The sequence below is a fragment of the Modestobacter italicus genome, assembly GCF_019799965.1.
GTDB lineage: Bacteria > Actinomycetota > Actinomycetes > Mycobacteriales > Geodermatophilaceae > Modestobacter > Modestobacter italicus_A.
Genome location: NZ_JABGCJ010000003.1, coordinates 343,511 through 370,321, shown reverse-complemented (window position 1 = coordinate 370,321; position 26,811 = coordinate 343,511). Strand labels below are relative to the sequence as shown.

Annotated in this window: 25 protein-coding genes; 16 read left to right on the top strand and 9 right to left on the bottom strand. The window is 74.4% G+C overall.

The genetic code is table 11. The features are described from left to right. Window positions 1-74: 74 nt before the first annotated feature. Together rfbB and rfbD are read left to right on the top strand one after the other, a co-directional pair. Window positions 75-1,070: a dTDP-glucose 4,6-dehydratase gene (gene rfbB, locus HLA93_RS09355; RefSeq protein WP_222194109.1), complete on the top strand. Its 996-nt coding sequence runs from the start codon at window positions 75-77 to the stop codon at window positions 1,068-1,070. Then, window positions 1,067-1,960 carry a dTDP-4-dehydrorhamnose reductase gene (gene rfbD / locus HLA93_RS09350; RefSeq protein WP_308128032.1) on the top strand — a complete coding sequence of 298 codons (894 nt, stop codon included), beginning with the start codon at window positions 1,067-1,069 and terminating at the stop codon, window positions 1,958-1,960. Before rfbB ends, rfbD begins: the two co-directional genes overlap by 4 nt. 39 nt (window positions 1,961-1,999) lie before the next feature. Here the strand turns inward: rfbD and HLA93_RS09345 are convergent, their stop codons facing one another. Genes HLA93_RS09345 through cofD form a run of 3 tightly spaced genes read right to left on the bottom strand, consistent with a single transcriptional unit; the run spans window position 2,000 to window position 4,671 of the window. Beyond that, window positions 2,000-2,602 (bottom strand): dTDP-4-dehydrorhamnose 3,5-epimerase family protein, encoded by a 603-nt coding sequence (locus tag HLA93_RS09345; protein WP_222194107.1) that lies wholly within the window; start codon window positions 2,600-2,602, stop codon window positions 2,000-2,002. A 48-nt stretch (window positions 2,603-2,650) separates the two neighbouring features. Continuing rightward, the gene (locus HLA93_RS09340) at window positions 2,651-3,718 is read right to left on the bottom strand and encodes a coenzyme F420-0:L-glutamate ligase (protein ID WP_222194106.1); all 1,068 of its coding nucleotides are present in this window, start codon (window positions 3,716-3,718) and stop codon (window positions 2,651-2,653) included. Beyond that, the gene (gene cofD / locus HLA93_RS09335; RefSeq protein ID WP_222194105.1) at window positions 3,715-4,671 is read right to left on the bottom strand and encodes a 2-phospho-L-lactate transferase; all 957 of its coding nucleotides are present in this window, start codon (window positions 4,669-4,671) and stop codon (window positions 3,715-3,717) included. Before cofD ends, HLA93_RS09340 begins: the two co-directional genes overlap by 4 nt. 384 nt (window positions 4,672-5,055) lie before the next feature. Here cofD and HLA93_RS09330 point away from each other — a divergent pair, with 384 nt between their 5' ends. After that, window positions 5,056-5,319, top strand: coding sequence for a WhiB family transcriptional regulator (locus HLA93_RS09330; protein ID WP_222194317.1), 264 nt, complete (start codon window positions 5,056-5,058; stop codon window positions 5,317-5,319). Between the two features lie 166 nt (window positions 5,320-5,485). After that, window positions 5,486-6,364, top strand: a complete 879-nt coding sequence (locus tag HLA93_RS09325; RefSeq protein WP_222194104.1) for a hypothetical protein — start codon at window positions 5,486-5,488, stop codon at window positions 6,362-6,364. On the opposite strand, the gene HLA93_RS09320 is transcribed toward HLA93_RS09325, so the two are convergent. Beyond that, entirely contained in the window at window positions 6,339-7,943 is a 1,605-nt protein-coding gene (locus HLA93_RS09320) for a hypothetical protein (protein ID WP_222194103.1), read from the bottom strand. The two genes, HLA93_RS09325 and HLA93_RS09320, sit on opposite strands and share 26 nt — an antisense overlap. A gap of 25 nt (window positions 7,944-7,968) precedes the next feature. Further along, entirely contained in the window at window positions 7,969-8,427 is a 459-nt protein-coding gene (locus HLA93_RS09315) for a metallopeptidase family protein (protein WP_222194102.1), read from the bottom strand. A 141-nt stretch (window positions 8,428-8,568) separates the two neighbouring features. Here HLA93_RS09315 and HLA93_RS22010 point away from each other — a divergent pair, with 141 nt between their 5' ends. The 11 genes from HLA93_RS22010 (at window position 8,569) to hpf (ending at window position 21,025) form a co-directional block, all read left to right on the top strand. Next, window positions 8,569-8,919, top strand: coding sequence for a DUF3499 domain-containing protein (locus HLA93_RS22010; RefSeq protein WP_299952255.1), 351 nt, complete (start codon window positions 8,569-8,571; stop codon window positions 8,917-8,919). A gap of 93 nt (window positions 8,920-9,012) precedes the next feature. Next, window positions 9,013-10,392, top strand: a complete 1,380-nt coding sequence (locus tag HLA93_RS09305) for a phosphomannomutase/phosphoglucomutase (protein ID WP_222194100.1) — start codon at window positions 9,013-9,015, stop codon at window positions 10,390-10,392. Then, entirely contained in the window at window positions 10,389-10,598 is a 210-nt protein-coding gene (locus HLA93_RS09300; RefSeq protein ID WP_222194099.1) for a Trm112 family protein, read from the top strand. Before HLA93_RS09305 ends, HLA93_RS09300 begins: the two co-directional genes overlap by 4 nt. After that, a complete protein-coding gene (locus HLA93_RS09295; RefSeq protein WP_222194098.1) occupies window positions 10,595-11,737 on the top strand; it encodes an SIS domain-containing protein in 1,143 nt (380 codons plus the stop codon). The genes HLA93_RS09300 and HLA93_RS09295 overlap by 4 nt, the downstream gene beginning before the upstream one ends. Window positions 11,738-11,871: 134 nt before the next feature. Further along, window positions 11,872-13,047: a mannose-6-phosphate isomerase, class I gene (manA, locus tag HLA93_RS09290; protein WP_222194097.1), complete on the top strand. Its 1,176-nt coding sequence runs from the start codon at window positions 11,872-11,874 to the stop codon at window positions 13,045-13,047. A 238-nt stretch (window positions 13,048-13,285) separates the two neighbouring features. Continuing rightward, window positions 13,286-14,770, top strand: a complete 1,485-nt coding sequence (ahcY, locus tag HLA93_RS09285) for an adenosylhomocysteinase (protein WP_222194096.1) — start codon at window positions 13,286-13,288, stop codon at window positions 14,768-14,770. 183 nt (window positions 14,771-14,953) lie between these two features. Further along, the gene (gene mtrA / locus HLA93_RS09280; protein WP_222194095.1) at window positions 14,954-15,661 is read left to right on the top strand and encodes an MtrAB system response regulator MtrA; all 708 of its coding nucleotides are present in this window, start codon (window positions 14,954-14,956) and stop codon (window positions 15,659-15,661) included. A gap of 58 nt (window positions 15,662-15,719) precedes the next feature. Further along, window positions 15,720-17,450 (top strand): MtrAB system histidine kinase MtrB, encoded by a 1,731-nt coding sequence (gene mtrB / locus HLA93_RS09275; protein ID WP_222194094.1) that lies wholly within the window; start codon window positions 15,720-15,722, stop codon window positions 17,448-17,450. Continuing rightward, window positions 17,447-19,165 carry an LpqB family beta-propeller domain-containing protein gene (locus tag HLA93_RS09270; RefSeq protein WP_222194093.1) on the top strand — a complete coding sequence of 573 codons (1,719 nt, stop codon included), beginning with the start codon at window positions 17,447-17,449 and terminating at the stop codon, window positions 19,163-19,165. The genes mtrB and HLA93_RS09270 overlap by 4 nt, the downstream gene beginning before the upstream one ends. A gap of 109 nt (window positions 19,166-19,274) precedes the next feature. Then, window positions 19,275-20,177 carry a ComF family protein gene (locus HLA93_RS09265; RefSeq protein ID WP_222194092.1) on the top strand — a complete coding sequence of 301 codons (903 nt, stop codon included), beginning with the start codon at window positions 19,275-19,277 and terminating at the stop codon, window positions 20,175-20,177. Between the two features lie 95 nt (window positions 20,178-20,272). Continuing rightward, window positions 20,273-21,025, top strand: coding sequence for a ribosome hibernation-promoting factor, HPF/YfiA family (gene hpf / locus HLA93_RS09260; RefSeq protein WP_222194091.1), 753 nt, complete (start codon window positions 20,273-20,275; stop codon window positions 21,023-21,025). 58 nt (window positions 21,026-21,083) lie between these two features. Here the strand turns inward: hpf and HLA93_RS09255 are convergent, their stop codons facing one another. Both HLA93_RS09255 and HLA93_RS09250 read right to left on the bottom strand, forming a co-directional pair. After that, window positions 21,084-21,647: a GNAT family N-acetyltransferase gene (locus HLA93_RS09255; RefSeq protein ID WP_222194090.1), complete on the bottom strand. Its 564-nt coding sequence runs from the start codon at window positions 21,645-21,647 to the stop codon at window positions 21,084-21,086. Continuing rightward, entirely contained in the window at window positions 21,644-22,081 is a 438-nt protein-coding gene (locus HLA93_RS09250) for a TIGR03618 family F420-dependent PPOX class oxidoreductase (protein ID WP_308128031.1), read from the bottom strand. Before HLA93_RS09250 ends, HLA93_RS09255 begins: the two co-directional genes overlap by 4 nt. Before the next feature lie 89 nt (window positions 22,082-22,170). On the opposite strand from HLA93_RS09250, the gene secA reads away from it, so the two are divergent. After that, a complete protein-coding gene (gene secA / locus HLA93_RS09245; RefSeq protein ID WP_222194089.1) occupies window positions 22,171-25,254 on the top strand; it encodes a preprotein translocase subunit SecA in 3,084 nt (1,027 codons plus the stop codon). A gap of 122 nt (window positions 25,255-25,376) precedes the next feature. Here secA and HLA93_RS09240 read toward each other — a convergent pair whose 3' ends face one another. Further along, window positions 25,377-25,949: an Rv3235 family protein gene (locus HLA93_RS09240; RefSeq protein ID WP_222194088.1), complete on the bottom strand. Its 573-nt coding sequence runs from the start codon at window positions 25,947-25,949 to the stop codon at window positions 25,377-25,379. Between the two features lie 82 nt (window positions 25,950-26,031). Then, on the bottom strand, window positions 26,032-26,751 hold the full coding sequence (locus tag HLA93_RS09235; RefSeq protein ID WP_439957976.1) for a LysM peptidoglycan-binding domain-containing protein: 720 nt from the start codon (window positions 26,749-26,751) through the stop codon (window positions 26,032-26,034). Window positions 26,752-26,811 lie beyond the last annotated feature (60 nt).

The window sequence follows — 26,811 nt, the reverse complement described above, 5'->3', positions numbered from 1 at the left end:
TCGCCCACTCGGCGGGATGCCGTTCGCGCCGTTCGGGGGTCCGGCGGAGCAGTTGGTTGACTACCGTTCCGGCCATGCGCGTCCTGGTCACCGGCGGTGCCGGTTTCATCGGCTCCCACTACGTACGGACGATGCTCACCCGTGGCTACCCCGGATTCGAGGACGCCGAGGTCACCGTCTTCGACAAGCTGACCTACGCCGGCAACCTCGCCAACCTCGCGCCGGTGGCCGACAGCCCGCGGTACCGGTTCGTCCAGGGCGACATCTGCTCGGCCGAGGACCTGGACGCCGTTCTCCCCGGGCACGACGCGGTGGTCCACTTCGCCGCCGAGTCGCACGTCGATCGGTCGATCACCGGCGCGGCGGGCTTCGTGCTGACCAACGTGCTGGGTTCCCAGCAGCTCTTCGAGTCCGCCCTGCGGGCCGGGGTCGGGCGGGTCGTGCACGTCTCCACCGACGAGGTCTACGGCTCGATCGACGAGGGCTCGTGGACCGAGGACCACCTCCTCGAGCCGAACTCGCCGTACTCGGCGTCCAAGGCGGGCAGCGATCTGATCGCGCGGGCCTACGCGAAGACCTACGGGATGGACATCTCGGTCACCCGGTGCAGCAACAACTACGGGCCGTACCACTTCCCGGAGAAGGTCATCCCGCTGTTCGTCACCAACCTGCTCGACGGGCACAAGGTGCCGCTGTACGGCGAGGGCGCGAACGTGCGCGACTGGCTGTTCGTCGACGACCACTGCCGCGGCATCCAGCTGGTGCTGGAGAAGGGCGAGCCGGGCGAGTTCTACAACATCGGCGGCGGCCGCGAGCTGTCGAACAAGGAGCTGACCGAGAAGCTGCTGGAGGCCACCGGCCGCGACTGGAGCTACGTCGACCACATCGTCGACCCCCGGGGCGGCGGGCACGACCTGCGCTACTCGGTCGACTACTCGAAGACGAGTGCGCTCGGCTACGCCCCCCGGATGTCCTTCGAGGACGGGCTCGCGCTGACCGTCCAGTGGTACCGGGACAACCGCGCATGGTGGGAGCCGCTGAAGGCCACCGCGGCCACGGCCCGCTCGTGAGCGCGACGGAGAACACGCAATGGCTCGTCACCGGCGCTCGGGGGCAGTTGGGCACCGACCTGCAGGCGGTGCTCGCCCACCGAGCCGGGGACACCGTGACCGCGTGGGGCCGCGACCGGGTGGACCTCACCGACGAGCAGGGGGTCCGCGCGGCGGTGCGGACGTGGCTGGACGACGCGGGCGGACGACGCGCTGTGGTGGTCAACGCGGCCGCGTACACCGCCGTGGACGCCGCCGAGGAGGACGAGGCGACCGCCCTGAAGGTGAACGGGCAGGCGCCGGGCTGGCTGGCCGAGGAGCTGGCCGGTCGCGGTCGCCTGGTGCACGTCTCCACCGACTACGTCTTCGACGGGGCCGCGACCGAGCCGTACCGGGTCGACGACGAGCCCGCCCCGCGCAGCGCCTACGGGCGGACCAAGCTGGCCGGGGAGCGGGCGGTCCAGGCGGCGGGCGGTGACAGCGCCATCGTGCGCACCGCCTGGGTGTACGCCGCGCACGGCAGGAACTTCGTGCGCACGATGCTGCGGCTGGAGGCGGAGCGGCCGACCGTCTCCGTCGTCGACGACCAGATGGGGAGCCCCACCTGGTCCACCGACCTGGCCCGGGGGCTGGTCGACGCGGCGCTCGCGCCGGTCGGGGGCGTCCTGCACGCCACCAACAGCGGCACGACGACCTGGTTCGGCCTGGCCCGTGCGGTCTTCGAGCTCGCCGGTGCCGACCCGGACCGGGTGCTCCCGACCACCACCGAGGCGTTTCCCCGCCCGGCGCCCCGGCCGGCGTTCAGCGTGCTGGACCCGACCCGCTGGCGCGCCGTGGGCCTCACGCCGCTCCCGGCCTGGCCCGACGCGTTGCGGAACTGCCTGCGGGAGCTCGGCGCCCTGCGCGCCTGACCTCATCGGCGGCCGTGTCGGCCGACACGTCCGATGAGGTCAGGCGCCACGGAGCTCGGCGTAACGGGCGGCGCACTCCGCCATGGTGGGCAGCAGGCCTTTGTCGCGGGCCTGGGCCAGAGTGGGCGCCGCGGTGTCCTTGGCGGACAGCTCGAAGTCGACGTCGGCCGGCCAGGGCAGGCCGAGGTCCGGGTCCATCGGGTGGACGCCGAACTCGCGCCCCGGGGAGTAGCCCGTGGAGACCAGGTACGTCACCGAGCTGTGGTCGGCCAGTGACACGAACGCGTGCCCCAGCCCCTCGGCGAGGTAGACGGCGCGCGGCTGCTCGCTGTCCAGCAGGACGGTGTCGTGCACACCGAAGGTAGGGGAGTCGAGCCGGACGTCGACGACGACGTCGAGCACCCGCCCCGCCGGGCAGTAGACGTACTTGGCCTGGCCGGGCGGCACCAGGGCGAAGTGGACGCCGCGCAGTGCGCCGCGGGCCGAGACGCTGTGGTTGGCCTGGGCGAGCGTGAGTGCGAACCCGGTGGCCTCGGCGAGGACGTCGGCGCGGTACCACTCGGTGAACCGGCCTCGGCTGTCCCCGTGCGGGACGAGGTCCAGCACGTAGCTGTCGGGGACGGCGAGCTCGCGGATCTGCACCCCCCCGACGCTATCGACCCGCAGGCGCTCCGCCAGCCGGGATCCCCCTCAGTTGGGGGTGTCGCCCAGGTGGAGGCGTCCGGCCAGTGAGGCCCCACCGAACGTCGCAGCAGGCTCCCACCGGGTCGCCCAGCCCTCGGCCTGCAGCTGCACCAGCGCCGCGCCGACGACCGCGCCGAGAGCCAGGGAGGTGACCGGCGTGATCGGGTCGGCCAGGTGGACGTCGACGACGTCCCCGCCGTCCCCGTCGCTGCCGTAGCGGAAGACGACCGGGAACTCGGGCAGGGCGGCCACCGCGGTGCGGAACGCCTCGGTGACCGCGGCCAGGGCGCCGTCCCGTTGGGTGAGCGTGGCCGCGGGGTGCCGGCTGGCGACCAGGTCGCGGGTGCCGGTGGCGAACAGGTCGCCGGCGCCGAGCCGCACCAGCGGGCGGGTTCCGGCGTCGGGCTCCGGCACCGCGAACCGTAGTCCGCGGACGACGGCCACGGGGACGCCGGCCAGCTTGCCCTTCACCAGGTCGCCGGCGGCGGCGAGCTCGTCGACCACCGCCACCTGGGTGGTCTCCAGCCGGTTGCCGTGCGGGTCGACGGCACCCCGGTGGTCGACCAGCGCCGGCAGGCCCGCCGAGCCGATGGCCACGTCGGTGACGCCGTCCCGCCAGGGGCGCCCGAAGGTGTCGCTCACCACGACGGTGACGTCCGCTCCGAGCAGCTCCCGCAGCCGGTCGCGGAGCCGCCGTGCGGACTCGTCCGCGTCGGCCGGCAGCAGCACCAGGGCATCGACCGCGACGTTCGAGGCGTCGATGCCGGCGGCGGCGACCACCCAGCCGTGCCGGGTCTCCACGATCTTGAGCGGGCCGCGGCGGGCGACCACCCGGACCGTCTCGGCGTCGATGGCCCGCTGCCGCGCCGCCTCCCGGTCGGTGCCGGCCTCGACCCGGACCAGGTTGCCCTCCACCTTGGAGACGGCCTTGGAGGTGACGACCACGACGTCGCCGTCGGCCAGCCACGGTGCGCCCGCGGCGATCGCGGCGGCCAGGTCGTCGCCCGGTGCGAACTCCGGCAGCCCGGGCACCGGGTGCACCGAGATCCCCGGCGGGGGGCCGACGTCGGTCACGGAGCGATGCCGGCGGCGTCCAGCGCTGCGCGGGCCAGGTCCCGGGTCGCCGCGGGTGAGCTCATCAGGAGCGGGACGGCCCGGACGTCGACGCGGGGCACGGTGGCCGCGTCCCCGGTGTGCACCAGCCAGGCGTCAAGCAGGCCGCCGTCGGTGCGGGCGCCGTAGTGCCGGCCGACGCCCTGCGCGCTGACCTCGACGCCGACGACCGGCAGGCAGCGGTCGGCCATGCCGCGCAACGCGGCGCCGTCGACGATGGGGGACACCCCGACCACCCGCCCGGCGGCCGCCTGGACGGCGTCCCGGATCCCCGGCACCCCGAGCACGGTGCCGATCGAGACCACCGGGTTGGACGGGGCGAACAGCACCGCGTCAGCGCTGCGGAGCGACTCGACGACCCCGGGGGCGGGACGGGCTTCGTCCACCCCGACCTGGACGAAGCTGCGGGCGTCGAGGGCGGCCCGGTGCCGCACCCACCACTCCTGGAAGTGCAGGGCCTGCGGACGCCCGGTCTCCGGGTCGTCGACCACGACGTGGGTCTCCACCCGCTGGTCGCTCATCGGCAGCAGCCGCACGCCGGGCTGCCACCGCTGCGCCAGCGCCGCGGTGACGTCGGACAGCGGATAACCCGCGTCCAGCATCCGGGTGCGCACCAGGTGCGTGGCCAGGTCGCGGTCGCCCAGACCGAACCAGGTGGGCTCAGCTCCGTAGGCGGCGAGCTCGTCCTTTACGACCCAGCTCTCGCCGCGGCGGCCCCAGCCGCGCTCCTCGTCGATCCCGTCACCGAGCGTGTACATCACTGTGTCCAGGTCGGGGCAGATCCGGAGGCCGTGCATCGTCACGTCGTCGCCGGTGTTGACCACCGCGGTGACCTCGGCGCCGGGGGCCGCGGCGAGCACGCCGGTCAGGAAGCGGGCGCCGCCGACGCCTCCGGCGAGTACGACGATGTGCACGCCGACCATCGTGCACGTCGTCAGATGTGCACCGGGCACCCGGTACAGCCGCTTCCGATCTACACGAAACACCTTCGTCCCGATGGCAGTTCCTGTGGACGGGCGCGGCGTGTCGAGGGGTCCCGTGACCACTTCAGCACAACTTGTGACTGGTGTGACCCCTGTGACTCCGCGATACACGAGCTCGACTTGACCTCGACTCAACGACACGCGTGTAATTCCGACGTTGTCATCAGGCGCTGACGACCCGGGAACCGCCCGGAGGGCACGCGCCGTGACGGAGCGAGGGGACGCAACGTGATGGCCGAGGTGTCGTGGTTGAGCGAGTACAAGAGCGCAGCAGCAGGAGCCGGGACGGCCTCCTCCGGGTCGGACGTGCTGGGCATGGCCGGGGTCTTCGACGCCGGTCTCCCCGGCCTGGACGGCGAGGACCAGGGCTGGCAGGAGCGCGCGCTGTGCGCCGAGACCGACCCGGAGGCGTTCTTCCCGGAGAAGGGCGGCTCGACCCGCGAGGCCAAGAAGATCTGCACCGGCTGCGAGGTCCGCGCCGAGTGCCTGGAGTACGCGCTGGGCAACGACGAGCGCTTCGGCATCTGGGGCGGCCTGTCCGAGCGTGAGCGCCGCCGGCTGCGCCGCCGCGCCGGCTGAACGACGGCCCCGCACCGATCGCACGCTCGCGGCGGGACCCGGCGCCACTGTTCTGACGGCGCAGCACCGCCGCTGACCCGCTGATCCGACGTCGGCGGGCCGGACCCCACCCCCCTCGCTGGGTCCGGCCGCCGACCCCGGGCGCCGATGTGGTCGACTGGCTTCCGTGCAGACCCGCGTCGTCGACGGTCGAGCCCGGGTGGTCCGGGAAGTCCGTGCAGCCGCGCCGCTGATGGCCGACCTGGCCGCCCCCGCCCCCGCGCGGGGGCCGTGGCTGACCGCGGCGCTGAACGCCCAGTCCACCGGCCCGCTGCGTCGCCTCCGACCGCGCGCCGTGGTGGTCCAGCACGACCCGCTGGGCCGCCCCGCCGGGCTGGCCCTGCTGTCGTCCCGCCGTCGGGGCGCGGCGACCGCGGTCACCCTGCTGGGCGCGGAGCCCGAGGCCGCGCCGCTGCCGGACGGGCGGCCCGCGGCCCGGCTGTACGCCCGGGACGACGACGTCGCCCGGCGGCTCGCCGAGGGGGTGGCCGACCTGCTCGACCGGCTGCGCTCGCCGTGGACCCTGCGACTGGCCGGCCTGCCACTGGGCGACCCGACCGTGCGGCACCTCGCCGCGCTGATGCCCGACTCCTCGCTGGCCACCTCGCGCAGCCGCCTGCTGGTCGACGAGCTCGACGCCGTCGGCCCGGTGCACCGCACCCGCGACCCGGCGGAGGTGGAGCGCCGGCTGCCCGACCTCCTGGCCCGCGTCCCCGCCGGCCGGCGCGCGGCGGTCCGGGCGGCCGTCCGGCTGCACGCCGCCATCGACGAGGTCGAGCTGGCCATCGTGCCCGGTGAGGGCCGCCCGGTCGCGGTGCTGCTCACCCTGCTGGACCGCGGTCCGGCGGGCGAGCAACGCTGGCCCTGGTGGGGCGTCAGCGACGTGGGCGGGCTCCGACGCGAGCTCGGCTCGCCCTCGGTCTCGCTGACCGCTGCCGCCGGGCTGAGCCGGCTCGGCCGGTCGGGTGGAGCGCGCGGTCTCAGCCGGGGTGCTGCAGCCGGTTGACCCCGGCGTCGCTCGTGGTCGGTGCGCTGTCCAGGCCGATCCGGACGACGCCGGCCGCCGGCGTGCTGCCGTCCCGCCGGGGGCCGGCGGGGGTGACCGTCGCGGCCAGCTGGTACGCCCGGCCGGTGTAGACCGGTGCGCTGCCGTTCGGTCGGGTGTACGTGGGGAAGAGGCCGACCAGCTCGATCCGGTCGCCGTCCCGGGTGAGCTGCAGCTGCGGGCTCGCCAGGTCCGCGTACTCGGTCAGCGAGCGGACGCAGCCGGCGGCGACCGGATCGGCCGGTGGCTCGGCGGTGAGGCAGTTGAAGGTCGGCAGCCGGACGTGGGCGAGTGACCGGCGGCCGTCCGTGGAGACGCTGAGGCTCGGGTAGGTCACGGTGAGCCCGACCGCGCGCTGCTCGAGCACCAGCCCCTGGGCGGAGATGCTCGCCGCGACGCCGTCCTCACCGAGCGGGACCGAGGCCAGCGCGAGCGCGGCCGCCCTGGTCTCGCTCGCCCCGGCCGGGACCGTGGTGGTGGGCTCGGTGGCGTCCAGCCCCGGCACAGCGGGGTCCGTGGGGGCGCTCAGCGTGGCGGCTGCTCCCTCGGCCGGTCCGGTCGGCCCGACCACGCCGTCCGGGCCGAGCGTCCGCTGACTGCTCAGCGCCGGCCCGGGGGCACCGTTCGGGCGGTCCCCGGTCGCGGCGACCGCGACCGCGGCGAGCACCAGCAGGAGGGCCGCGCCGAGCGCCGCGCCGCGGGTCCGTCGCGGGACCGGGGTCCCCGCCTCGCGGTGTGCCCCGGACCTCGTCGACCCGGTCCGGGTGGGGGGCTCTGCCGGTGAGGTGACCGACGAGGGGGCCGGTGCCGCGGCGGGCAGTGCCGGCACCGACCCAGGCGGGTTCTCCAGGAACCCGGGGAGGTCGTCCACCACCTCCGCCGGGTGGTCGACACCGGTTCCGGCCGATGCCGGCGGCAGGCCGGCGGCCGCGCCGGGCACGTGTCGCCGCCGTCCCGTGCCGGTGGCGAGGGCGGCGGTCGCGAGCCCGGCGGCGAGGGCCAGCAGCGCGGTCACCAGCACCCAGCGGGTCGTGTCGGGAGAGGTCGACACCCGTGCCGGGGTCGCCTCGGCCCCCCGGTCGACGTCCACCAGGTCCTCGTCCGCGCCCTGCTCGACGAGGGTGTCGACGACGGCGTTGGCCGCCGCGACGGCGGCGTCCCGGTCGTCCAGGGTCACCCGCACGGTGATCGCCGCGGTCCGGTCGGCCCGGTCGACCGTGGTGCCCTCCTGCACCTCCTCCAGGGCGACGTCGGACAGCTGCGGGGTGCTCTCCCACGCGGTCCGCAGCGTGGTCGCGGAGTCCGCCAGCGTCGCGTAGCGGTCGGCCAGCAGGACGGCGGCATCCGCGCCGGCATCGGTGCGCGGGGTGACCGTCAGGCTCGCCGCGGCCGTGGTGGTGCGAGGTTGCAAGGCCAGGGCGGCGAGGCCCAGCCCGAGCGCGACCAGTAGGACGACGGCCCCGGCGACCAGGGCGCGGGTGGCGGACGGCTTCTCGTCGGGTTCGCTCATCTCGGCGCCCAGCATGGCAAGGGCCCGCACGGGTGGTCCTCGTCGGCCCGGCCCGTCACGAGGTCGGGTCGATCTCCTCCGGGTCGCGGCCCAGCAGCACGGCCACCTGGTCGACGACGACGTCCCGGACCAGGTCGGCGAGGTCGTCGCGGTCGGCGGCGCGGATCTCCAGCGGCCGGCGGTAGACCACGATCCGGGCCGGGTGCTCCTGGCCGCCGTCCCGGTGCGCGGGCAGCACCCGGGCCAGCGGCACGCTGCCGTCCTCCAGCACGTCAGCGTCCAGGACGACCTCGTCCGGGCTGGTGTGGTCGACCCACGGCACGTCCTCGACCGCGAACTCGACCCCGGCCAGCTCGCGCTCCCAGCGACGCTCCAGGTCCTCGACGGCGTCGAGCACCAGGTCGTCGAACTGCTCCGCGCGGCTGCGGGACAGCGGCACGGTCGGTGGGACGAGGCGGCCACGCAGTCCGCGGCCGTGTCGGTCGCGGCGGGCTCGGGTGGGGAGGCGGTCCATCGCGGCTGGAGCCTACGGCCTGAGGAGGAGCCGGGTGCCTCGCCGGCGGCGTCGGCGGCCGGCTCCGACCGTGCGTCACCGGCGTGCCCGCTCCACAGACGCCGGCTTCGGAGTTACTGTGCCCATCGTGAGGAACCGGTGGTGAGGCAGTCGCGACGCTGTTCGCGCAGCGGATGTGCCCAGCCGGCGGCGGCGACCCTGACCTACGTCTACGCGGAGTCCACGGCCGTCGTCGGTCCGTTGGCGACGTACTCCGAGCCGCACAGCTACGACCTGTGCGAGTTCCACGCGGGGCGGTTGACCGTGCCGCGTGGCTGGGAGGTCGTCCGGCACGAGATCGACGTCGACGACGCCGGGCCGACCGGGGACGACCTGCTGGCGCTGGCCGACGCCGTCCGCGAGGCGGCTCGGCCCGAGCCCCCGCGCGACCCGGCCGACGACGGCAGTGGCACCCGCCGGGGCCACCTGCGGGTCCTGCCCGACCTCAGCTGACCCGTCCTGCGCGCTGAGCGCGCCCGGCGCCGTTAGGGTCGACTCGCCGCAGGCCGCCCGGGCCGCGGTCCCTGACTGCGAGGATGAGCTGCGTTGCCGGACCTGACATCGATCATCAAGGCCTACGACGTGCGTGGGGTCGTCCCGAACCAGTGGGACGAGGAGGTGGCCCGGGCGATCGGGGCCGCGTTCGCCGAGTTCGCCCACGCCGAGACCGGCGCCACGGCGGTCGTCACCGCGCACGACATGCGTGACTCGTCCGTGCCCCTCTCCCGGGCCTTCGCGGAGGGCGTCCTCTCCCGCGGCGTCGACGTGGTCGAGGCCGGGTTGGGCTCGACCGACATGCTGTACTTCGCCGCCGGTTCGCTGGGGCTCCCCGGGGCGATGTTCACCGCCAGCCACAACCCGGCGCAGTACAACGGGATCAAGCTGTGCCGGGCCGGTGCCGCCCCGATCGGCCAGGACTCCGGGCTGGTGCAGATCCGCGAGTGGGCCGAGGAGCTGCTCGACGGCCAGGCGGTCTTCGCCCGCGAGCCCGAGCGGCTCGGCACGGTCAGTGGCCGTGACCTGGTGGCCGAGTACGCCGCCTACCTCCGGCAGCTGGTCGACCTGTCCGGCATCCGCCCCCTGAAGGTCGTCGTGGACGCCGGCAACGGCATGGGCGGCTACACCGTCCCGGTGGTCCTCTCCGGGCTGCCGCTGGACATCGTGCCGATGTACTTCGAGCTCGACGGCTCCTTCCCCAACCACGAGGCCAACCCCCTCGACCCGGCGAACCTGGTCGACCTGCAGGCCGGCGTGCGGGAGCACGGCGCCGACATCGGGCTGGCCTTCGACGGCGACGCCGACCGCTGCTTCATCATCGACGAGCGGGGCGAGCCGGTCAGCCCCTCGGCCATCACCGGGTTGGTCGCCGTCCGGGAGCTCGCCAAGGGCGCCGGGACCACGATCATCCACAACCTGATCACCTCACACGCGGTCCCCGAGATCGTCCGGGAACACGGTGGTGAGCCGGTCCGCACCCGGGTGGGCCACTCGTTCATCAAGGCCGAGATGGCCCGCACCGACGCGATCTTCGGCGGCGAGCACTCGGCGCACTACTACTTCCGGGACTTCTGGCGGGCCGACACCGGGATGCTCGCCGCGATGCACGTGCTGGCCGCGCTCGGTGAGCAGGGCAAGCCGCTCTCCGAGCTGACCGAGTCCTACGAGCGCTATGTCGCCTCCGGTGAGATCAACTCCACGGTCGTCGACCAGGCCGGCCGGGTCGCCGCGGTACGGGAGACGTTCGGGACCGGCGACGGCGTCACCGTCGACGAGCTCGACGGTCTGACCGTCGAGCTGCCGGACGGTGCCTGGTTCAACCTGCGGGCCAGCAACACCGAGCCCCTGCTGCGACTGAACGTCGAGGCGCCCGACGCCACCCGGATGGCGCAGGTCCGGGACGACGTCCTGGCCGTGGTGCGGGCATGACCGCGGGCGGCGAGGTGAACTCGGCGACGCTCGGCATCGACCCGGCGCTGTTGGCGATCCTGGCCTGCCCGGACACCCACCACACGGCGTTGACCGTGGACGTCGAGGCCGACGAGCTGTTCTGCCCGACCTGCCACCGGGCCTTCCCGGTCCGCGACGGGATCCCGGTGCTGCTGCTGGACGAGGCCCGGCAGCGCCCGGCATGACCTCCCCGGAGCTCGCGGAGGAGGTGCTCGCCGACCTCGACCTGCTGCGTGCCCGGGACCCCCGGGGGCTGCTGCCGGCCGTCGCCGGCGCGGGCGCACAGGTGCGGGAGACCACCCGGCTGACCCGGGAGACCGGCCTGGACCGGGTGACCGCCGGCGGCCGCCCCCGCGGCATCGTGGTCATCGCCCGTCGCGAGGGCGCCGTCGCCGCCGCTGTGCTGCGCGCCCTGCTCGGACCGGCCAGCCCGGTGACCGTCGACGTGGTCCCCGGCCCGGAGCTGCCGGTCTGGATGGGTCCGTCCGACGTCGCCGTGGTGGCCACCCGCACGGGGGCCGGGCGCTACGCCGTCACCCCGGCCTACGAGGCGGCCCGCCGCGGGGTCGCGCTGGTCGGCGTCGGCGCCGAGGACTCACCGCTGCACGCAGCCTGCGCCAACGCCCGGGCGCCCTACGTCGCGCTGCCGGCGACCCGGGTGCGGCACACCACCCTCTGGTCGCTGCTCACCCCCATGCTGCTGCTCGCCGCCGACCTCGGGCTGCTGCCGGCCGACGCCGCCGACACCGAGCTGGTCGCCGCCTCGCTGGACGAGGCGGCGGCAGAGTGTGGCCCGGCGCGGGAGTCCTTCGTCAACCCGGCGAAGACCCTCGCCCTCGAGCTGCTGGACGCCCTGCCGGTGATCGTCGCCGAGGGCCCGCTCGCCGGAGCTGCCGCCGGGCGGGTCGCCGACCAGCTCGCCACGCTCGCCGGGCTCCCGGTCAGCAGCTACCGGCTGCCGGACCAGCGGGTCGCCGCCCGTACCGTCCTGGGTGGTCCGCTGGCCCCGGAGGAGGGGGCGGACGACTTCTTCCGGGACCGGCTGGACGACGCCGGCCGACGGCTGCGACTGATCACCATCCGGGACGCCGACGCGGCCGGGCACGACGGGGGTGAGCGGGAGGCCCGCTCGGCGGGTGACGCGATGCAGGAGGTGCTGCGGGTCGCCGCCGACCACAACGTGCCGGTCAGCGCGCTCGCCGAGCAGGGGCCTGGCGAGCGCTCTCCGCGGCTGGCGCGGCTGGCCCGCCAGCTCGCCGTGGCCGACTTCAGTGCGGTCTACCTGGCGCTGGCCCTGGACCACGAGCGCGCGCTGCCCTCCTGACCTCCCGGCCGCGTCCGGATGAGCAGACGGCGTGTCCCGGCGGTCCTCAGGTGACGACTCTCATCGCCGCTAGGGGACGTCGTCGGCGAGTTCCGTGGGTGACCGGGCGGGGCCCGGAGGTATCGTCCCGCCCGATGTGGCAGATGACGAACGCCGTGCGCCATTACCCCTGGGGATCCCACACGGTCATCCCCGAGCTGCTGGGACAGCCCTCGCCGGCCGACCAGCCGCACGCGGAACTGTGGATGGGGGCCCACCCGGGTCAGCCGAGCGTGCTGTCCGACGGCCGCCCGCTGGACGAGGCGATCGCCGCCGAACCCGACGTGATGCTGGGGGCCGCGGCCCGGCACCGGTTCGGTGACCGGCTGCCGTTCCTGATGAAGGTGCTGGCCGCGGACAAGCCACTGTCCCTGCAGGCGCACCCGACCACCGCACAGGCAGAGGTGGGCTTCGCGGCCGAGGAGGCAGCGGGTGTGCCCCTCGACGACCCGACGCGCACCTTCAAGGACCCGTTCCACAAGCCGGAGATCCTGCTGGCGATCACCCCGGTCGAGGCCCTGTGCGGGTTCCGGCCGCTGGTCGAGTCGCTGCACTGCCTGGCCAAGCTCCAGTTGACCGAGCTGCTGCCGACGATCGCCGCACTCGCCCACGGCGGCCTGCGGACCGCGATCCCGCAGCTGCTCGCGCTGTCGCCCCGTCGCCGGGAGTCGCTCGTCACCGCGGTGGCGGAGAAGGCGGCCAGCTTCGTCGCCGCGCACGACCCGGAGTTCATCAACACGTACCGGTGGGCGGCGAGTCTGGCCGAGACCTACCCCGGCGACCCGGGCGTGGTCATCTCGCTGATGTGCAACCACCTGACGTTGGCCCCGGGTGAGGCGGTGTTCCTGCCGGCCGGGAACCTGCACGCCTACCTCAGCGGTGCCGGTGTGGAGGTCATGGCCAGCTCGGACAACGTGCTGCGGGGCGGGCTGACCTCCAAGCACGTTGACCTGGCCGCGCTTGTCGAGGTGCTCGACTTCACCGACGGGAAGGTGCCGGTCATCCACCCGGTGCTCGGCCCGGGTGGGCTCCGCTACCCGACGCCGGTGGACGACTTCGACCTCACCCGGGTGCAGGTCGACGTGGAGCCCGGGGTCCTGACCACCTCCGGTCCGCAGGTGGTCCTGTGCACCGAGGGCCCCGCGGTGCTCTCCGGCGACGACGGCGACGTGACACTGCGGCAGGGGGAGTCGGCGTTCGTCCCGGCGGGGCAGCCGGTCACCGCGCGTGGGCCGGCCGTCCTCTACCGCGCCACCACCTCCCTGCGCTGACGCGGTTGCCCGAGAGCTCGGGCCGGCGAGGAACGCGGCCGCGGGCCCGGGCCGGCTGACGCGCCGCGGCGGCGCGGTCGCCCTCGCCAGTGACGTCGTCCGCGACCCTGCAGCGTTACCCTGGACGCGGCACGAGCCCCGCCGAAGCCTCGGCATGCTCGCTCGCCCCGCGCACCGCCGGGGACACAGCGACCGACAGCGCCCGCCCACCCGGGGCAGGGCCGGACACTGGAGCGACATGACCGCCAGCACTGGCACCCGCGTACTGACCGACGGCGACTTCAAGGTCGCCGACCTCTCCCTGCACACGTTCGGGCGCAAGGAGATCAGCCTCGCCGAGCACGAGATGCCCGGCCTGATGGCGCTGCGCGAGGAGTACGGCGACGCGCAGCCGCTGGCCGGCGCCCGCATCGCCGGCTCGCTGCACATGACCATCCAGACCGCGGTCCTGATCGAGACCCTGGTCGCGCTGGGCGCCGACGTGCGCTGGGTCAGCTGCAACATCTTCTCCACCCAGGACCACGCCGCGGCGGCGATCGTCGTCGGCGACGGCACCCCCGAGCAGCCCACCGGCGTCCCGGTCTTCGCCTGGAAGGGCGAGACGCTGCCGGAGTACTGGTGGTGCACCCAGCGGCTGTTCGAGTTCACCGACGCCGACGGCACGGTGATCGGCCCGAACATGCTCCTGGACGACGGTGGTGACGCCACCCTGCTGGTCCACCTGGGCACCCGCTTCGAGGCCGACGGCGTCGTCCCGGACACCACCGACGCCGACTCCGAGGAGTACGGCGTCATCCTTGACGTGCTGCGCAGCAGCCTGACCGAGGACGCCCAGCGCTGGACCCGGATCGGCCAGGGCATCAAGGGCGTCACCGAGGAGACCACCACCGGCGTCCTGCGCCTGTACGAGCTCGCCCGCGAGGGCCGGCTGCTCTTCCCGGCGATCAACGTCAACGACTCGGTCACCAAGAGCAAGTTCGACAACCTCTACGGCTGCCGGCACTCCCTGATCGACGGTCTCAACCGCGCCACCGACGTGATGATCGGCGGCAAGGTCGCCGTCGTCTGCGGCTACGGCGACGTCGGCAAGGGCTGCGCGGAGTCGCTGCGCGGCCAGGGCGCCCGGGTGATCGTCACCGAGATCGACCCGATCAACGCGCTGCAGGCGGCGATGCACGGCTACGAGGTGACCACGCTGGACGAGGTGATCGGCAAGGCCGACATCGTCATCACCACCACCGGCAACAAGGACATCATCTCCGCCGAGCAGCTGGCCTCGACCAAGCACCAGGCGATCATCGGCAACATCGGCCACTTCGACAACGAGATCGACATGGCCGGCCTGGCCCGCACCCCCGGCGTCGTCAAGACGAACATCAAGCCGCAGGTCGACGAGTGGCGGTTCGCCGACGGCCACACGATCATCGTGCTCTCCGAGGGCCGGCTGCTGAACCTGGGCAACGCCACCGGGCACCCCAGCTTCGTGATGAGCGCGTCGTTCTCCAACCAGACGCTGGCGCAGATCGAGCTGTGGGCCAACCAGGCCGCGTACGAGGGCAAGACCCCCGGCGTCACCGTGCTGCCGAAGAAGCTCGACGAGCACGTCGCCCGCCTCCACCTGGACGCCCTCGGCGTGAAGCTCACGACGCTGACCAAGGTGCAGGCCGACTACCTCGGCGTCCCGGTCGAGGGCCCCTACAAGTCGGAGCACTACCGCTACTGACGAAGTCGAAGGGCCCCCTTGCCCCCCACCACGAGCAAGCTCGCGGTGGGACCCTGCAAGGGGGCCGACGGCTGGGCGCGCTGAGCGGCCGGCCGGCGGTTGAGCTGCGCGTTCCGCCCCGCCCGGGGGAAGTTCCCGGGCGGGGCGGACCGCTTCCTGGCGCGCGTCACGCACAATGGCGCCGTGCCACCTTCCGCACCCACCTCCGGGGCCAGCCGCGGCCGTGTCCTCGTCGTCGACGACGACGCCGCCCTCGCCGAGATGCTGGGCATCGTGCTCCGGCGGGAGGGCTACGAACCGGCGTTCGTCTCCGACGGTGCGCGGGCGGTCGCCACCTTCCAGCAGGTCCGCCCCGACCTGGTGCTGCTGGACCTGATGCTGCCCGGGCGGAACGGCCTGCAGATCTGCGCCGACATCCGCACCCAGTCGGCCGTCCCGGTGATCATGCTGACCGCCAAGGGCGACACGATCGACGTCGTCCAGGGGCTCGAGGCCGGCGCCGACGACTACGTCACCAAGCCGTTCAAGCCGGTGGAGCTGGTCGCGCGGGTCCGGGCCCAGCTGCGGCGCGGCGAGACCGGGCAGGCGGAGAGCCTCTCGATCGGCGACGTGCAGATCGACGTCCCGGCCCACCAGGTGACCCGCGACGGCGTGCCGATCGCGCTCACCCCGCTCGAGTTCGACCTCCTGGTGGCCCTGGCCCGCAAGCCGCGCCAGGTCTTCACCCGGGAGCTGCTGCTGGAGCAGGTGTGGGGCTACCGGCACGCCGCCGACACCCGGCTGGTCAACGTGCACGTGCAGCGGCTGCGGGCCAAGGTCGAGCGCGACCCGGAGAAGCCCGAGGTGGTCCTCACCGTCCGCGGCGTCGGGTACAAGGCCGGGCCGCCGTGATCTGCGGCTCGACGTCCGCCGCCCGTCCCGGCCCGGCCGGCTGGGCTCCCACCCGCCGGTGAGCACGACGACCGGCCCGTCCCCGGTCGGCCAGGCCGGGCCGCCCGCCACCGCCCCGGACGGCGGGGGGCGACCGCCACGCCCGGCGACCGGGGACCTGGTCACCGGGGTCCGCCGCCGGGTGCGCCGGACCCGCCGCCGTGCGCTGGTGACCGGCGGACGCGCCGCGCGCCGGGCGGCGCGGGCGTGGCGCTCGTCGCTGCAGTTGCGGGTCGGCGCGATCACCATGCTGGTCGCCGGCGTCGTCGTGGTCATCGTCAGCATGGTGCTGTTCAGCCAGATCAGCGACCAGCTGCTCGGGGTGAAGCGGCAGGCCGCGGTCGACCAGTCGCTGTCCGGCGTCCAGTACGCCCAGTCCGAGGTGAGCGGCATCGCCACCGGTGACTCGGCGAGCATCCGGACGACGCTGTCCCGCACCGTCCAGGGGCTGCGCTCCCGCGGCGGCGCGGCCGGTGACTTCGACGTCGTGATGGTCTACCGGTCCGGTGACCAGGTCCGACCGGCGTCCACCCGCACCTCGCTGAGCTACCGCGACATGCCCACCGACCTGCGCAGCGAGGTCGCCCGGGGGTCGCAGGCCTACCGCTACGCCCAGGTGCCCGACGCGGCGGGGCGGACGATGTCCAGCCTGCTCGTGGGCGCGCCGGTGCAGACCGACGGCCGCAGCGGTGACCGGGTGGAGGTCTACTTCGTCTTCCCCCTGGACCAGGAGCAGGAGAGCCTGTCGCTGATCCGCAGCACGGTGGTGATCAGCGGGGTCGCGCTGGTGCTGTTCGTGGTCGGCATCGGCGTGCTGGTGACCCGGCTCGTGGTCGACCCGGTGCGCCGGGTCGCCGGCAGTGCGCAGCGGCTCGCCGAGGGGCACCTGGAGGAGCGGCTGGTGGTGCGCGGAGCCGACGACCTGGCCCGGCTGGCGACCAGCTTCAACGTGATGGCCGACAGCCTGCAGCGGCAGATCACCCAGCTGGAGGGCCTGTCCCACCTGCAGCAGCGGTTCACCTCCGACGTCTCGCACGAGCTGCGCACCCCGCTGACGACGGTGCAGATGGCCGCCGCGGTGCTGCACGAGGCCCGCGGCGACTTCGACCCGGCGGTGGCCCGCTCGGCGGAGCTGCTGCGGGTCGAGCTCGACCGGTTCGAGGGGCTGCTGTCGGACCTGCTGGAGATCAGCCGGTACGACGCCGGTGCCGCGGTGCTCGAGGCCGAGGCCCAGGACCTGGGGCCGCTGGTGGAGCGGGTCGTCGCGGGCATGACCGCGCTGGCCGAACGGCACGGCTGCGAGCTGCGGGTGAGCCTGCCGCCGGTGCCGGTGATCGCCGAGGTGGACGGGCGCCGGGTGGAGCGGGTGCTGCGCAACCTGGTCGGCAACGCCATCGAGCACGGCAGGGGCGAGCCGGTCGAGGTCACCCTGGCCGCCTCCACGACGGCAGCTGCGATGACCGTCCGCGACCACGGCGTCGGCCTGACGTCGGCCGACGCCGAGCACGTGTTCGACCGCTTCTGGCGGGCCGACCCCTCGCGGGTGCGCACCGTCGGGGGCAGTGGGCTCGGGCTCTCGATCAGCCTGGAGGACGCCCGGCTGCACGGTGGCTGGCTGCAGGTGTGGGGCCAGCCGGGGCAGGGCGCGCAGTTCCGGCTGACGGTGCCGCTGGTGGCCGGCACCGAGCTGACCAGCTCGCCGTTGCCGCTGCGCCCGTCGCTGCTGCGCCGGATCGAGTCGCCGTCGTGAGCCCCCGCCGTCTGGGCGCGCTGGCCGTGCTGACCGTGCTGGTGAGCGGGTGCAGCACGGTGCCCAGCAGTTCGCCGACCGTGCCGATCACCCAGGTCGCCGGGCCTACCGACGGCGCCGTCGGTATCGAGCCGCTGTCCCCCGAGGCCGGCGCGACCCCCGAGGAGGTCGTGCGCGGCTTCATCGACGCCAGCGCCAGCTCGGTCCGCAACCACCCGGTCGCCCGCCAGTACCTCTCCGAGGAGGCCGCCGAGTCCTGGCGCGACAGCGACGGGGTGACCGTGCTCAGCGGTGACTACGCCCGGGTGCAGACCCAGCCGGGCATCGTGGAGGTGACCGCGAACCAGGTGGGCACCGTCGACGAGCGGGGTTCGTTCACCGTCAGCGGCGGCGAGGTGTTCGTCCGCAGCTTCACCCTCAGCGACGAGTCGGGGGAGTGGCGGATCACCGATCCGCCGGACGGACTGCTGCTGCTCGAGCCGGACTTCGCCCGCACCTACGAGCCGGTCGACGCCTACTTCCTCGACCCGACCGGCAGCCGGGTCGTGCCCGACCCCCGGTACCTGATCGACGGCGAGGCCCAGCCGAACGTCCTGGTGGAACGGCTGATCGCCGGTCCCTCGCCGGCGATCGCCGCGGGCGTGGTGAACCCGCTGGCCGGGGCGGTGCTCCGCAGCACGGTGAGCACCTCCGGGCAGACCGCCACGGTGGACCTGACCTTCCCGCCGGACGTCACCGACGCCGCGCTGGTCGGGGCATCCGGCCAGCTGGTGTGGTCGCTGGAGCAGCTGGGCTTCCAGTCGGTCGTGGTGCTGCGCGACGGCCAGGAGCTCGGCCTGCCCGACGTCCCGACCGAGCAGGGGGTCGGCGACTGGGCCGGCCTGGACCCCGACGCCGCCCCGGCCGACGCGGTCGGGCACTACCTGGTCGACGGGGCCCTGTACCGGGCGGCCGACGGCAGCCCCGCGCCAGGGCCGGCCGGGCAGGGGGCCTACGGCCTCACCGCGGCCGGGATCTCGGTGGACACCCGCAACGGTGCGCTGGACTGGACCGTCGGGGTGTCCGCCGCCGGCTCCGGCGGGCTGACCACCCTGTTCGCCGGCCCCTACGGCGGGGAGCTGGCGCCGGGGCTCACCGGCGCGAGCTTCACCGACCCGACGACGGCCGCTCCCCGGGCCGAGGTGTGGACCGTGCGCAACGGCACCGAGGTCGTCCGGGTCCCCTCCGGCGGTGCCCCGCAGACCGTCAGCGCCACCACCCTCTCCGGCCTCGGCCGGACGACGGAGTTCCAGCTCTCCCCGGACGGCGTGCGGGCCGCGGTGGTGATCGAGGGGACGCAGGGCGGGCAGCTCTACGTCGGCACCGTCGTGCGGGACGAGGACGCGGTCAGCGTGCGGGACCTGCGGTCGGTCGCGCCGTCGGTCCACCAGATCGTGGACGTCGCCTGGCGCAACGCCGGCTTGCTGATGCTGCTGGCCGGTGACCCGAGCACCGGGCGCACCGTGCCGTACACGGTCGGCGTGGACGGCTGGCTGCTGAGCGAGGTGACCGACAGCGGGCTGCCCGGCCAGCCGACCGCGCTGGCCGCCGCACCCGGCCGCCAGCCGCTGGTCAGCGCCGACGACACGATGTGGCAGTTCGCCGGCGGCTACTGGGTCACCCTCGTGCGCGGTGCCCCGCCGCTGCGGGGCGGCGCGCCCTTCTACCCGACCTGAGCCGACCCGGCGCGGCCGGTGAGGGGCGTCGCCGTCCCCAGCCGGGTCACCCGTCCCCAGGTCGGGCCGGGGGGCGCCAGGGGGACCGCCGGACCGGCACGGTCGGGGCATGCGGGCACACCACGGCGATCGGCTCGGACGGCGCGACCAGGTCGGGACGCCCGTCCGGGTGGCTGACGGCGCGCGGGGCCGGGCACCGACGGCGGTCGACCGGGCCGGGGTGCCGGGGGCGCTGCTCACGCTCGGTGCGCGGGTGCTGGCCGACCTGGTGCTGCCGCAGGACTGCGCCGGGTGTGCCGTCCCCGGCGCGCTGCTCTGCGCGGCCTGCCGGGCGAGACTGGCTCGCCCCCGGCTCGCCGAGCCCCGTCGCCACCCGCCGGGCTTCCCGCCCACCGTGGCGGCGGGGGCGTACGCGGGGCCGGTCCGGCCGGCGGTGCTGGCGTTCAAGGAGCACGGCCGGGCGGAGCTGGCCGGTCCGCTGGGCACCGCGCTCGCGCTGGCGGTGGTCGCCGTCCTGGCCGGCCTGCCGTCGGCTCCCGCGGATCCGCCGGGCAGCGCTGGGGCGCCGGTCCTGCTGGTGCCGGTGCCGAGCTCCGCGGCGGCGGTGCGCAGCCGAGGCCGGGACCACGTGCGGGAGCTGGCCCGGTCCGCGGTCGGTGAGCTGCTGCGGGCCGGGGTGCCGGCGGTGACGCTGCCGGTGCTGGGCCGGGCCGGGCGCACCCGGGACTCCGCCGGGCTGGACGCCGTGCAGCGGCGGGCGAACCTGGCCGGCCGGTTCCGCGCACGGCCGGTCGCGTTGCCGCCGGGCAGCCGGCTGGTGCTGGTCGACGACGTGGTGAGCAGCGGCGCCACCCTGACCGAGGCCGCCCGTGCCCTGGCCGCCCGCCAGCGGGCCGGTCCGGTGAACGGGGAGGACACGCCGGTGCTGGCCGCGGTGGTCGCGGCGACTCCGCGGCGGTCCGGCCGGCCCGCGGTCCAGCCGCCACCTGGGGCGTTCACCGTGCGTTGCTGAGCACCTGCTGGGAGCCGGCCGGCTTCCGGTGTCGGTACCGGGCAAACGCGGCTAGCGTCGGTTCGATCACAGCCCGCGCTCAACCGGGAGGTCTCATGGAGATCGTGGTCCGAGGTCGCAACGTCGAGGTGCCCGAGCACTTCCGCCAGAAGGTGGAGGACAAGGTCGGCCAGCTCGAACGTTTCGACGGCAAGGTCATCCGCATCGACGTCGAGTTGCTGCACGAGAAGAACCCCCGCCAGGCGGCGAACTGTCAACGGGTGGAGATCACCCTGCGGGGCAAGGGCCCGGTGGCCCGCGCCGAGGCGTGCGCCCCCGACTTCTACGCCGCCCTGGAGCTCGCTGCCGGCAAGCTCGAGAACCACATGCGGCGTGCCAACGACCGCCGCCGGGTGCACCACGGCCGTCGCACGCCGCCCAGCGTGCGGATCGAGGGCGTCGCCGCCGTCGAGGACGCGGTGCCCACCCTGAGCACCTCTGCCGGGGGCAGCAGCGCCCCCGAGACGACCGCCGACGGGCGGTCGTCCGCCGACATCGAGGCCGCGCTCGCCGACGGCCCGCTGGTCACCGACCTGGACGAGCACCTGCCCGGCCAGATCGTGCGGGAGAAGGTGCACCGGGCCACCCCGATGCACGTCGACCAGGCCCTCTACGAGATGGAACTCGTCGGCCACGACTTCTTCCTGTTCCTGTGTGCCGACACCGGTGTGCCCTCGGTCGTCTACCGCCGGCACGCCTTCGACTACGGCCTCATCCGGTTGGGCACCCCGGCCGGCCCCGAGGGCGGTGGTGCCGCCGCCTCGGCGGTCGCCTCGTCCGCGGCGGCCGGGGACCTCACGCCCGCCTGAGCCGCGACCGCACACCGGCGAGCCGCCCTCCGCAGCCGCGGGGGGCGGCTCGTCCGCGTCAGTCGCCGGGCAGCCGGGAGAACAGTGCCGCGTCGCCGCGGCTGCCGTCCCGGTACTGCAGGTAGGACCGCAGGACGCCCTCCTGGCTGAAGCCGGCCCTCCGGGCGACCGACTGGGAGGCTGCGTTGGCCACGTCGGCGACCAGGTGCACCCGCCGTGCGCCCAGGTTCAGCGCCCACTCGGCGAGCGCGTGCGCCGTCTCGGCCGCGTAGCCGCGTCCCCGGGCGTCCGGGACGAGCCAGTAGCCGATCTCCGGGCCGAGCGGGTGGATCTGCAGGGCGTGCACGCCGCTCGAGCCGACGAGCCGGCCGTCGGCCTCGATGGCCACGGTCAGATCCCGTCCGGCCGCCCGCCCACCGATCGCCACCTCGTGGATGAAGAACCGGGCGTCGTCCTCGGTATAGGGCACCGGGAGTGCGGTGATCCACCGCTGGATGCCCGGGTCCTGGCAGGCGGCGAGCACCGCGGGGACGTCGTTCTCGGTGAAGGGCCGCAGCACCAGTCGCTCGGTCCGGATCGTCTCGGTGGTGAGGTCGATGCCGCTGAGGTCGATCCCGGTCATGCGCGCTCCTCCTGGGGTCCCCGCCAGCGTTCCGCGTTGCCCAGCACCCGGTCCACGGAGATCTCCAGCACCACGCGGGCCGGGTTGACCCGCGGCTGCTGGTAGCGGGCGGCGTACCGCGCCTCGGCGTCGGCGACCGCGGCGGCGTCGTCCCGCACCACCGCCGTCCCCTCGAGGGTTGCCCAGCACCGGCCGTCCACCTGGCAGACCGCGACCCGGGACTGCCCGGCGCGCACGTGCCGGGCCTTGGCCGACGTGCCGGAGGTGATGATGCGCGCCGTCCCGGTGGCGGCGTCGAAGGTGGCGCCGACCGGGACGACGTGCGGGCTGCCGTCGGCGCGCAGCGTGGTGACCGTGGCCAGGTGGCGCTCGGTGAAGAAGGCCACCAGCCCCGGGCCGAAGGTGGGCGGGGCGGACGCGGGGTCGGGGGACACGCCCGCGGAGGGTACGGAACCGGTCGGTCCGGGTAGGGGCACCGGCCGCGCCGGGACCGCTTCCCGGCCCGGCCGCCTACGCTGGGGGCGTGGTGTTCAACAGGATCCTGCGTGCCGGTGAGGGCAAGATCGTCCGACGGCTGTCGAAGATCGCCGATGCGGTCGAGGCTCTCGAGCCCGACGTCACCGATCTGACCGACGCCGAGCTGCGCGCGAAGACCGACGAGTTCAAGCAGCGGTACGCCGACGGGGAGACCCTCGACCAGCTGCTCCCGGAGGCGTTCGCCGTGGTGCGTGAGGCCTCGACCCGCACGCTGGGCCAGCGGCACTACCGGGTACAGCTCATGGGTGGCGCCGCGCTGCACCTGGGCAACATCGCCGAGATGAAGACCGGTGAGGGCAAGACCCTCACCGGTGTGCTGCCGGCCTACCTCAACGCGCTGAGCGGTGACGGCGTGCACGTGATCACCACCAACGACTACCTGGCCCAGCGCGACGCGGAGTGGATGGGCCGGGTGCAGCGCTTCCTCGGCCTGACCGTCGGCACGATCGTCTCCGGCCAGCCGCCGGCGACCCGCCGCCAGCAGTACGCCGCGGACATCACCCACGGGACGAACAACGAGTTCGGCTTCGACTACCTGCGCGACAACATGGCCTGGAGCAAGGCCGACCTCGTGCAGCGCGGGCACGCCTTCGCCATCGTCGACGAGGTCGACTCGATCCTCATCGACGAGGCCCGCACCCCGCTGATCATCAGCGGCCCGGCCGAGACCAGCGCCAAGTGGTACGGCGAGTTCGCCCGCATCGCCCCGCTGATGAAGCGCGACCGGCACTACGAGGTCGAGGAGGCCAAGCGGACGGTCGCCATCACCGAGGAGGGCGTGGAGTTCGTCGAGGACCAGCTCGGCATCGACAACCTCTACGAGGCGGCCAACACCCCGCTGATCAGCTACCTGAACAACGCCCTCAAGGCCAAGGAGCTGTTCAAGAAGGACCAGCAGTACATCGTCACCAACGGCGAGGTCCTCATCGTCGACGAGCACACCGGCCGCGTGCTGGCCGGGCGGCGCTACAACGAGGGCATGCACCAGGCCATCGAGGCCAAGGAGCGGGTGCAGATCAAGGACGAGAACCAGACCCTCGCCACGATCACGCTGCAGAACTACTTCCGGCTCTACGAGAAGCTCTCCGGGATGACCGGCACGGCCCAGACCGAGGCCGCCGAGCTCTCCCAGACCTACTCCCTGGGCGTCGTGCCGATCCCCACGAACCGGCCGATGATCCGCGAGGACCGCGCCGACGTCATCTACAAGACGGAGAAGGCCAAGTTCGACGCCGTCGTCGACGACATCGCCGAGCGGCACGAGGCGGGCCAGCCGGTGCTGGCCGGTACCGCGAGCGTGGAGAAGTCCGAGGTGCTGGCCAAGTACCTGCTCAAGCGGGGCATCCCGCACGAGGTGCTGAACGCCAAGAACCACGCCCGTGAGGCCTCGATCATCGCGATGGCCGGCCGGCTGGGCGCGGTCACCGTCGCCACCAACATGGCCGGTCGCGGCACCGACATCCAGCTCGGCGGCAACGCCGAGTTCATCGCCGACGAGCAGCTCCGGGCCAAGGGCCTGTCCCCGGCGGAGACGCCGGAGGAGTACGAGGCCGCCTGGGACGACGCGCTGGCCGCGGCCACGGCGCAGGTGAAGGCCGAGCACGACCAGGTCGCCGAGGCCGGCGGGCTGTACGTGCTGGGCACCGAGCGGCACGAGAGCCGGCGGATCGACAACCAGCTGCGTGGCCGTGCCGGGCGTCAGGGCGACCCGGGCGAGTCCCGGTTCTACCTGTCGCTGGGCGATGACCTGATGCGCCGGTTCAACGGGCCGATGCTCGAGAACATGATGACGACGCTGCGCGTCCCCGACGACCAGCCGATCGAGTCGAAGATGGTCAGCCGGGCGATCCGCTCGGCGCAGACCCAGGTGGAGCAGCAGAACTTCGAGGTCCGCAAGGACGTCCTGAAGTACGACGAGGTGCTCAACCGGCAGCGCACGGTCATCTACGACGAGCGCCGCAAGGTGCTCGACGGCGAGGACCTGCACGAGCAGGTGCAGGCCATGGTCGACGACGTGGTCACCGCCTACGTCAAGGGCGCCACCGAGGCCGGCTACGCCGAGGACTGGGACCTCGAGAAGCTGTGGACCGGGCTCAAGGCGCTCTACCCGGTGGGCCTGGACCGCCAGGAGCTGCTGGACCGGGTGGCCGACGGCGACCAGGCGGCGCTGACCGCCGACGTGCTGCAGGACGAGCTGCTGGCCGACGTGCACGCGGCGTACGAGACCCGCGAGCAGACGCTGGGCTCGGACGTCATGCGGGAGCTGGAGCGGCGCGTGCTGCTGTCCGTGCTGGACCGCAAGTGGCGTGAGCACCTGTACGAGATGGACTACCTGCGGGCCGGGATCCACCTGCGCGCGATGGCCAACCGCGACCCGGTCGTGGAGTACCAGCGCGAGGGCTACGACATGTTCAACGCGATGCTCGACGGGATCAAGGAGGAGTCCGTCGGCTTCCTGTTCAACCTCGAGGTCAAGACCAAGGAGCAGCAGGCGGCGGAGGCGGCCCAGAAGCAGGCCGCTGCCGAGGCCGACGCGCTGGCCAAGGCCCAGGCCGGCACCGAGCGGGTGCTCGCCCGCCAGGCTGCGGCCGCTGCCGCGGCAGCGCCGGTCGCTCCGGTCGCCGAGCCGGCGTCCAACGGGAACGGCGCCGCTCCGGCGGCGCAGGCCGACGGTGCCGCTCCCACGGTCGGGGCGAACGGCGGCGGCACGAACGGTGCTGGGACGAACGGTGCTGGGACGAATGGTGCTGGGACGACGGCGGGCGCGGCCCGGCGGACCCCCAAGCCGGCACCCGCGGCCGCCGCCACCACGACGGCCGAGCCGGTGGCCGAGCCCGCGTCGTCCGGCACCGGGCCGGAGCTGCAGGTCAAGGGGCTGGAGGCGCCGAAGCAGGAGCAGCTCAGCTACAGCGCGCCGAGCCTGGACGCCTCGACCAAGGACGGCGGCCGGGCCAAGGCTGCGAAGACGGCGACGGTCACCGGCACCAAGGAGACCCCGCGCAACGCCCCCTGCCCGTGCGGGTCGGGCAAGAAGTTCAAGCAGTGCCACGGCGCTGCCGGCAACAGCTGACCAGCCCAGGACGCCACAGCAGGACGCCCCGCCGACCACCAGGTCAGCGGGGCGTCCTGCTGTGGCCCCGTCCTGAGGCGCGCTCGCGAGCTCGCGAGGGGTGAGGTGGACGGGGTCCTCTCTCAGCCGATCTGCAGCGCGGTGCAGCGCCAGCGACCGTCGAGTCCCTCCAGCCGGGCGGCCACGGCGTGCGCCCGGCCGCCTCGGCGGGCCACCGCGCTGACCTCGGCCACCCCGTCCACCGGCTCGCACACCCGCACCGAGCTGATCACCAGGGGCGCCGTCCCCTCGCTGCACCAGCGCGGCCGGCGCCGCTGGGTGAGCGCGGTGAACAACGGCGGGCTGACCAGCGCCTGGAGCTGACCGATCGGCCGCCGTCCGGCGAAGGCCTCCAGGGCCGAGGTCACCACCTGACGGCCCACCGCCTGCGGATCGGGCAGATCGGCCCGGCGGGACCAGGACGGCCCGAAGTCGTCGGTCGCGCCGGGAGGCGGTGCGTCCAGCCGCGGCCGGGGACCCGGCGGTGGCACCGGCCGGGGGGTGCGTCGCCCGGGGACGAGCAGCCGCACCGGCCCTCGCTCGTCGGCCAGGGGTGGACCCGGCGTGCGGACCACGGTCAGGTGGACCCGACGGACCGGTGCGCTGCGCGCGGGGTCGACCGGCGCCTGCGGCGTGGAGGACAGGTGAGCGGTCATGCGGGTCTCCTGGGCGTGCGGGATGGGCGGTGGGGCCTGCGGTCGGGCGGCGGGGTGGGGCGCCGTCCAGCGCGGTCGGGGCTCACGGTGGTGGTGGCTGCAGCACCTGGCCGGGCAGCAGCAGGTCGGGGTCCGGGCCGATGACGGCGGCGTTGGTGTGCCACCAGGCCTGCACGGCCGCCGCGACGGCGGCGTCCGTGGCCGGACCGCCGGTCCCGGTCAGGTGGTCCCGGGCGATGTCCCAGAGGCAGTCGCCGCGCAGGACGACGTGGCCGTCGGGTGGAGCGGACGGCCAGTCCGGCACCGGCGGCCCGGGGGAGGGTGCGGTGGGCCGGTCGGGTGCTGCCGGCCAGTCCAGTCCGGCGGACTGCGCCGGCCAGTCGAGGAGTCCCGGGGCGTCCCCGGCCGGTCGCTCGGCCGCCGCCGTGGTCACCGCGACGGTGGCTGACCCGCCCGGTGCGGCCAACGGGGCGGTGGCGCTGAGCCCGACCCCGATCGCCAGTGCGGCGGCCCGCCGGGCGCCGGCCGGCAGCACCCCGGACAGCAGGACGCCGGCCAGTCGGCCGGCCCAGCCGGGCACGGCGGTGGCCGCGGTGAGCAGGAGCCCGAGCGCGCCCCACGACCAGCACAGCCAGGCCAGTGCGGTGACGACGGCGACCACCAGGGCGTCCGGGCCCGCCGTGTCGACCAGCTGTTGCGGCGCCTGCGCGGCCGCTCGGACCTCGGCCGGAGCGGCACCGAGGACGGCCAGCAGCCAGCCGGCGCCGCACATCGCGGCCACCGTCCCCATCCACCGCGGCATCGGCACGGCGCCTCCTCTCGTCGAAGTGACCAAACACCACGAACGCAAGCAAACGCAACC

What these genes read in the sequence shown, in the direction of transcription:
- rfbB (WP_222194109.1), top strand. Translation starts at nt 75, where the DNA reads ATGCGCGTCCTGGTCACCGGCGGTGCCGGTTTCATCGGCTCCCACTAC.
- HLA93_RS09330 (WP_222194317.1), top strand. Translation starts at nt 5,056, where the DNA reads ATGGCCGGGGTCTTCGACGCCGGTCTCCCCGGCCTGGACGGCGAGGAC.
- HLA93_RS09315 (WP_222194102.1), bottom strand. Translation starts at nt 8,427, where the DNA reads ATGGACCGCCTCCCCACCCGAGCCCGCCGCGACCGACACGGCCGCGGA.
- HLA93_RS09300 (WP_222194099.1), top strand. Translation starts at nt 10,389, where the DNA reads ATGACCGCGGGCGGCGAGGTGAACTCGGCGACGCTCGGCATCGACCCG.
- HLA93_RS09295 (WP_222194098.1), top strand. Translation starts at nt 10,595, where the DNA reads ATGACCTCCCCGGAGCTCGCGGAGGAGGTGCTCGCCGACCTCGACCTG.
- manA (WP_222194097.1), top strand. Translation starts at nt 11,872, where the DNA reads ATGTGGCAGATGACGAACGCCGTGCGCCATTACCCCTGGGGATCCCAC.
- ahcY (WP_222194096.1), top strand. Translation starts at nt 13,286, where the DNA reads ATGACCGCCAGCACTGGCACCCGCGTACTGACCGACGGCGACTTCAAG.
- HLA93_RS09265 (WP_222194092.1), top strand. Translation starts at nt 19,275, where the DNA reads ATGCGGGCACACCACGGCGATCGGCTCGGACGGCGCGACCAGGTCGGG.
- hpf (WP_222194091.1), top strand. Translation starts at nt 20,273, where the DNA reads ATGGAGATCGTGGTCCGAGGTCGCAACGTCGAGGTGCCCGAGCACTTC.
- HLA93_RS09255 (WP_222194090.1), bottom strand. Translation starts at nt 21,647, where the DNA reads ATGACCGGGATCGACCTCAGCGGCATCGACCTCACCACCGAGACGATC.
- HLA93_RS09240 (WP_222194088.1), bottom strand. Translation starts at nt 25,949, where the DNA reads ATGACCGCTCACCTGTCCTCCACGCCGCAGGCGCCGGTCGACCCCGCG.
- HLA93_RS09235 (WP_439957976.1), bottom strand. Translation starts at nt 26,751, where the DNA reads ATGCCGCGGTGGATGGGGACGGTGGCCGCGATGTGCGGCGCCGGCTGG.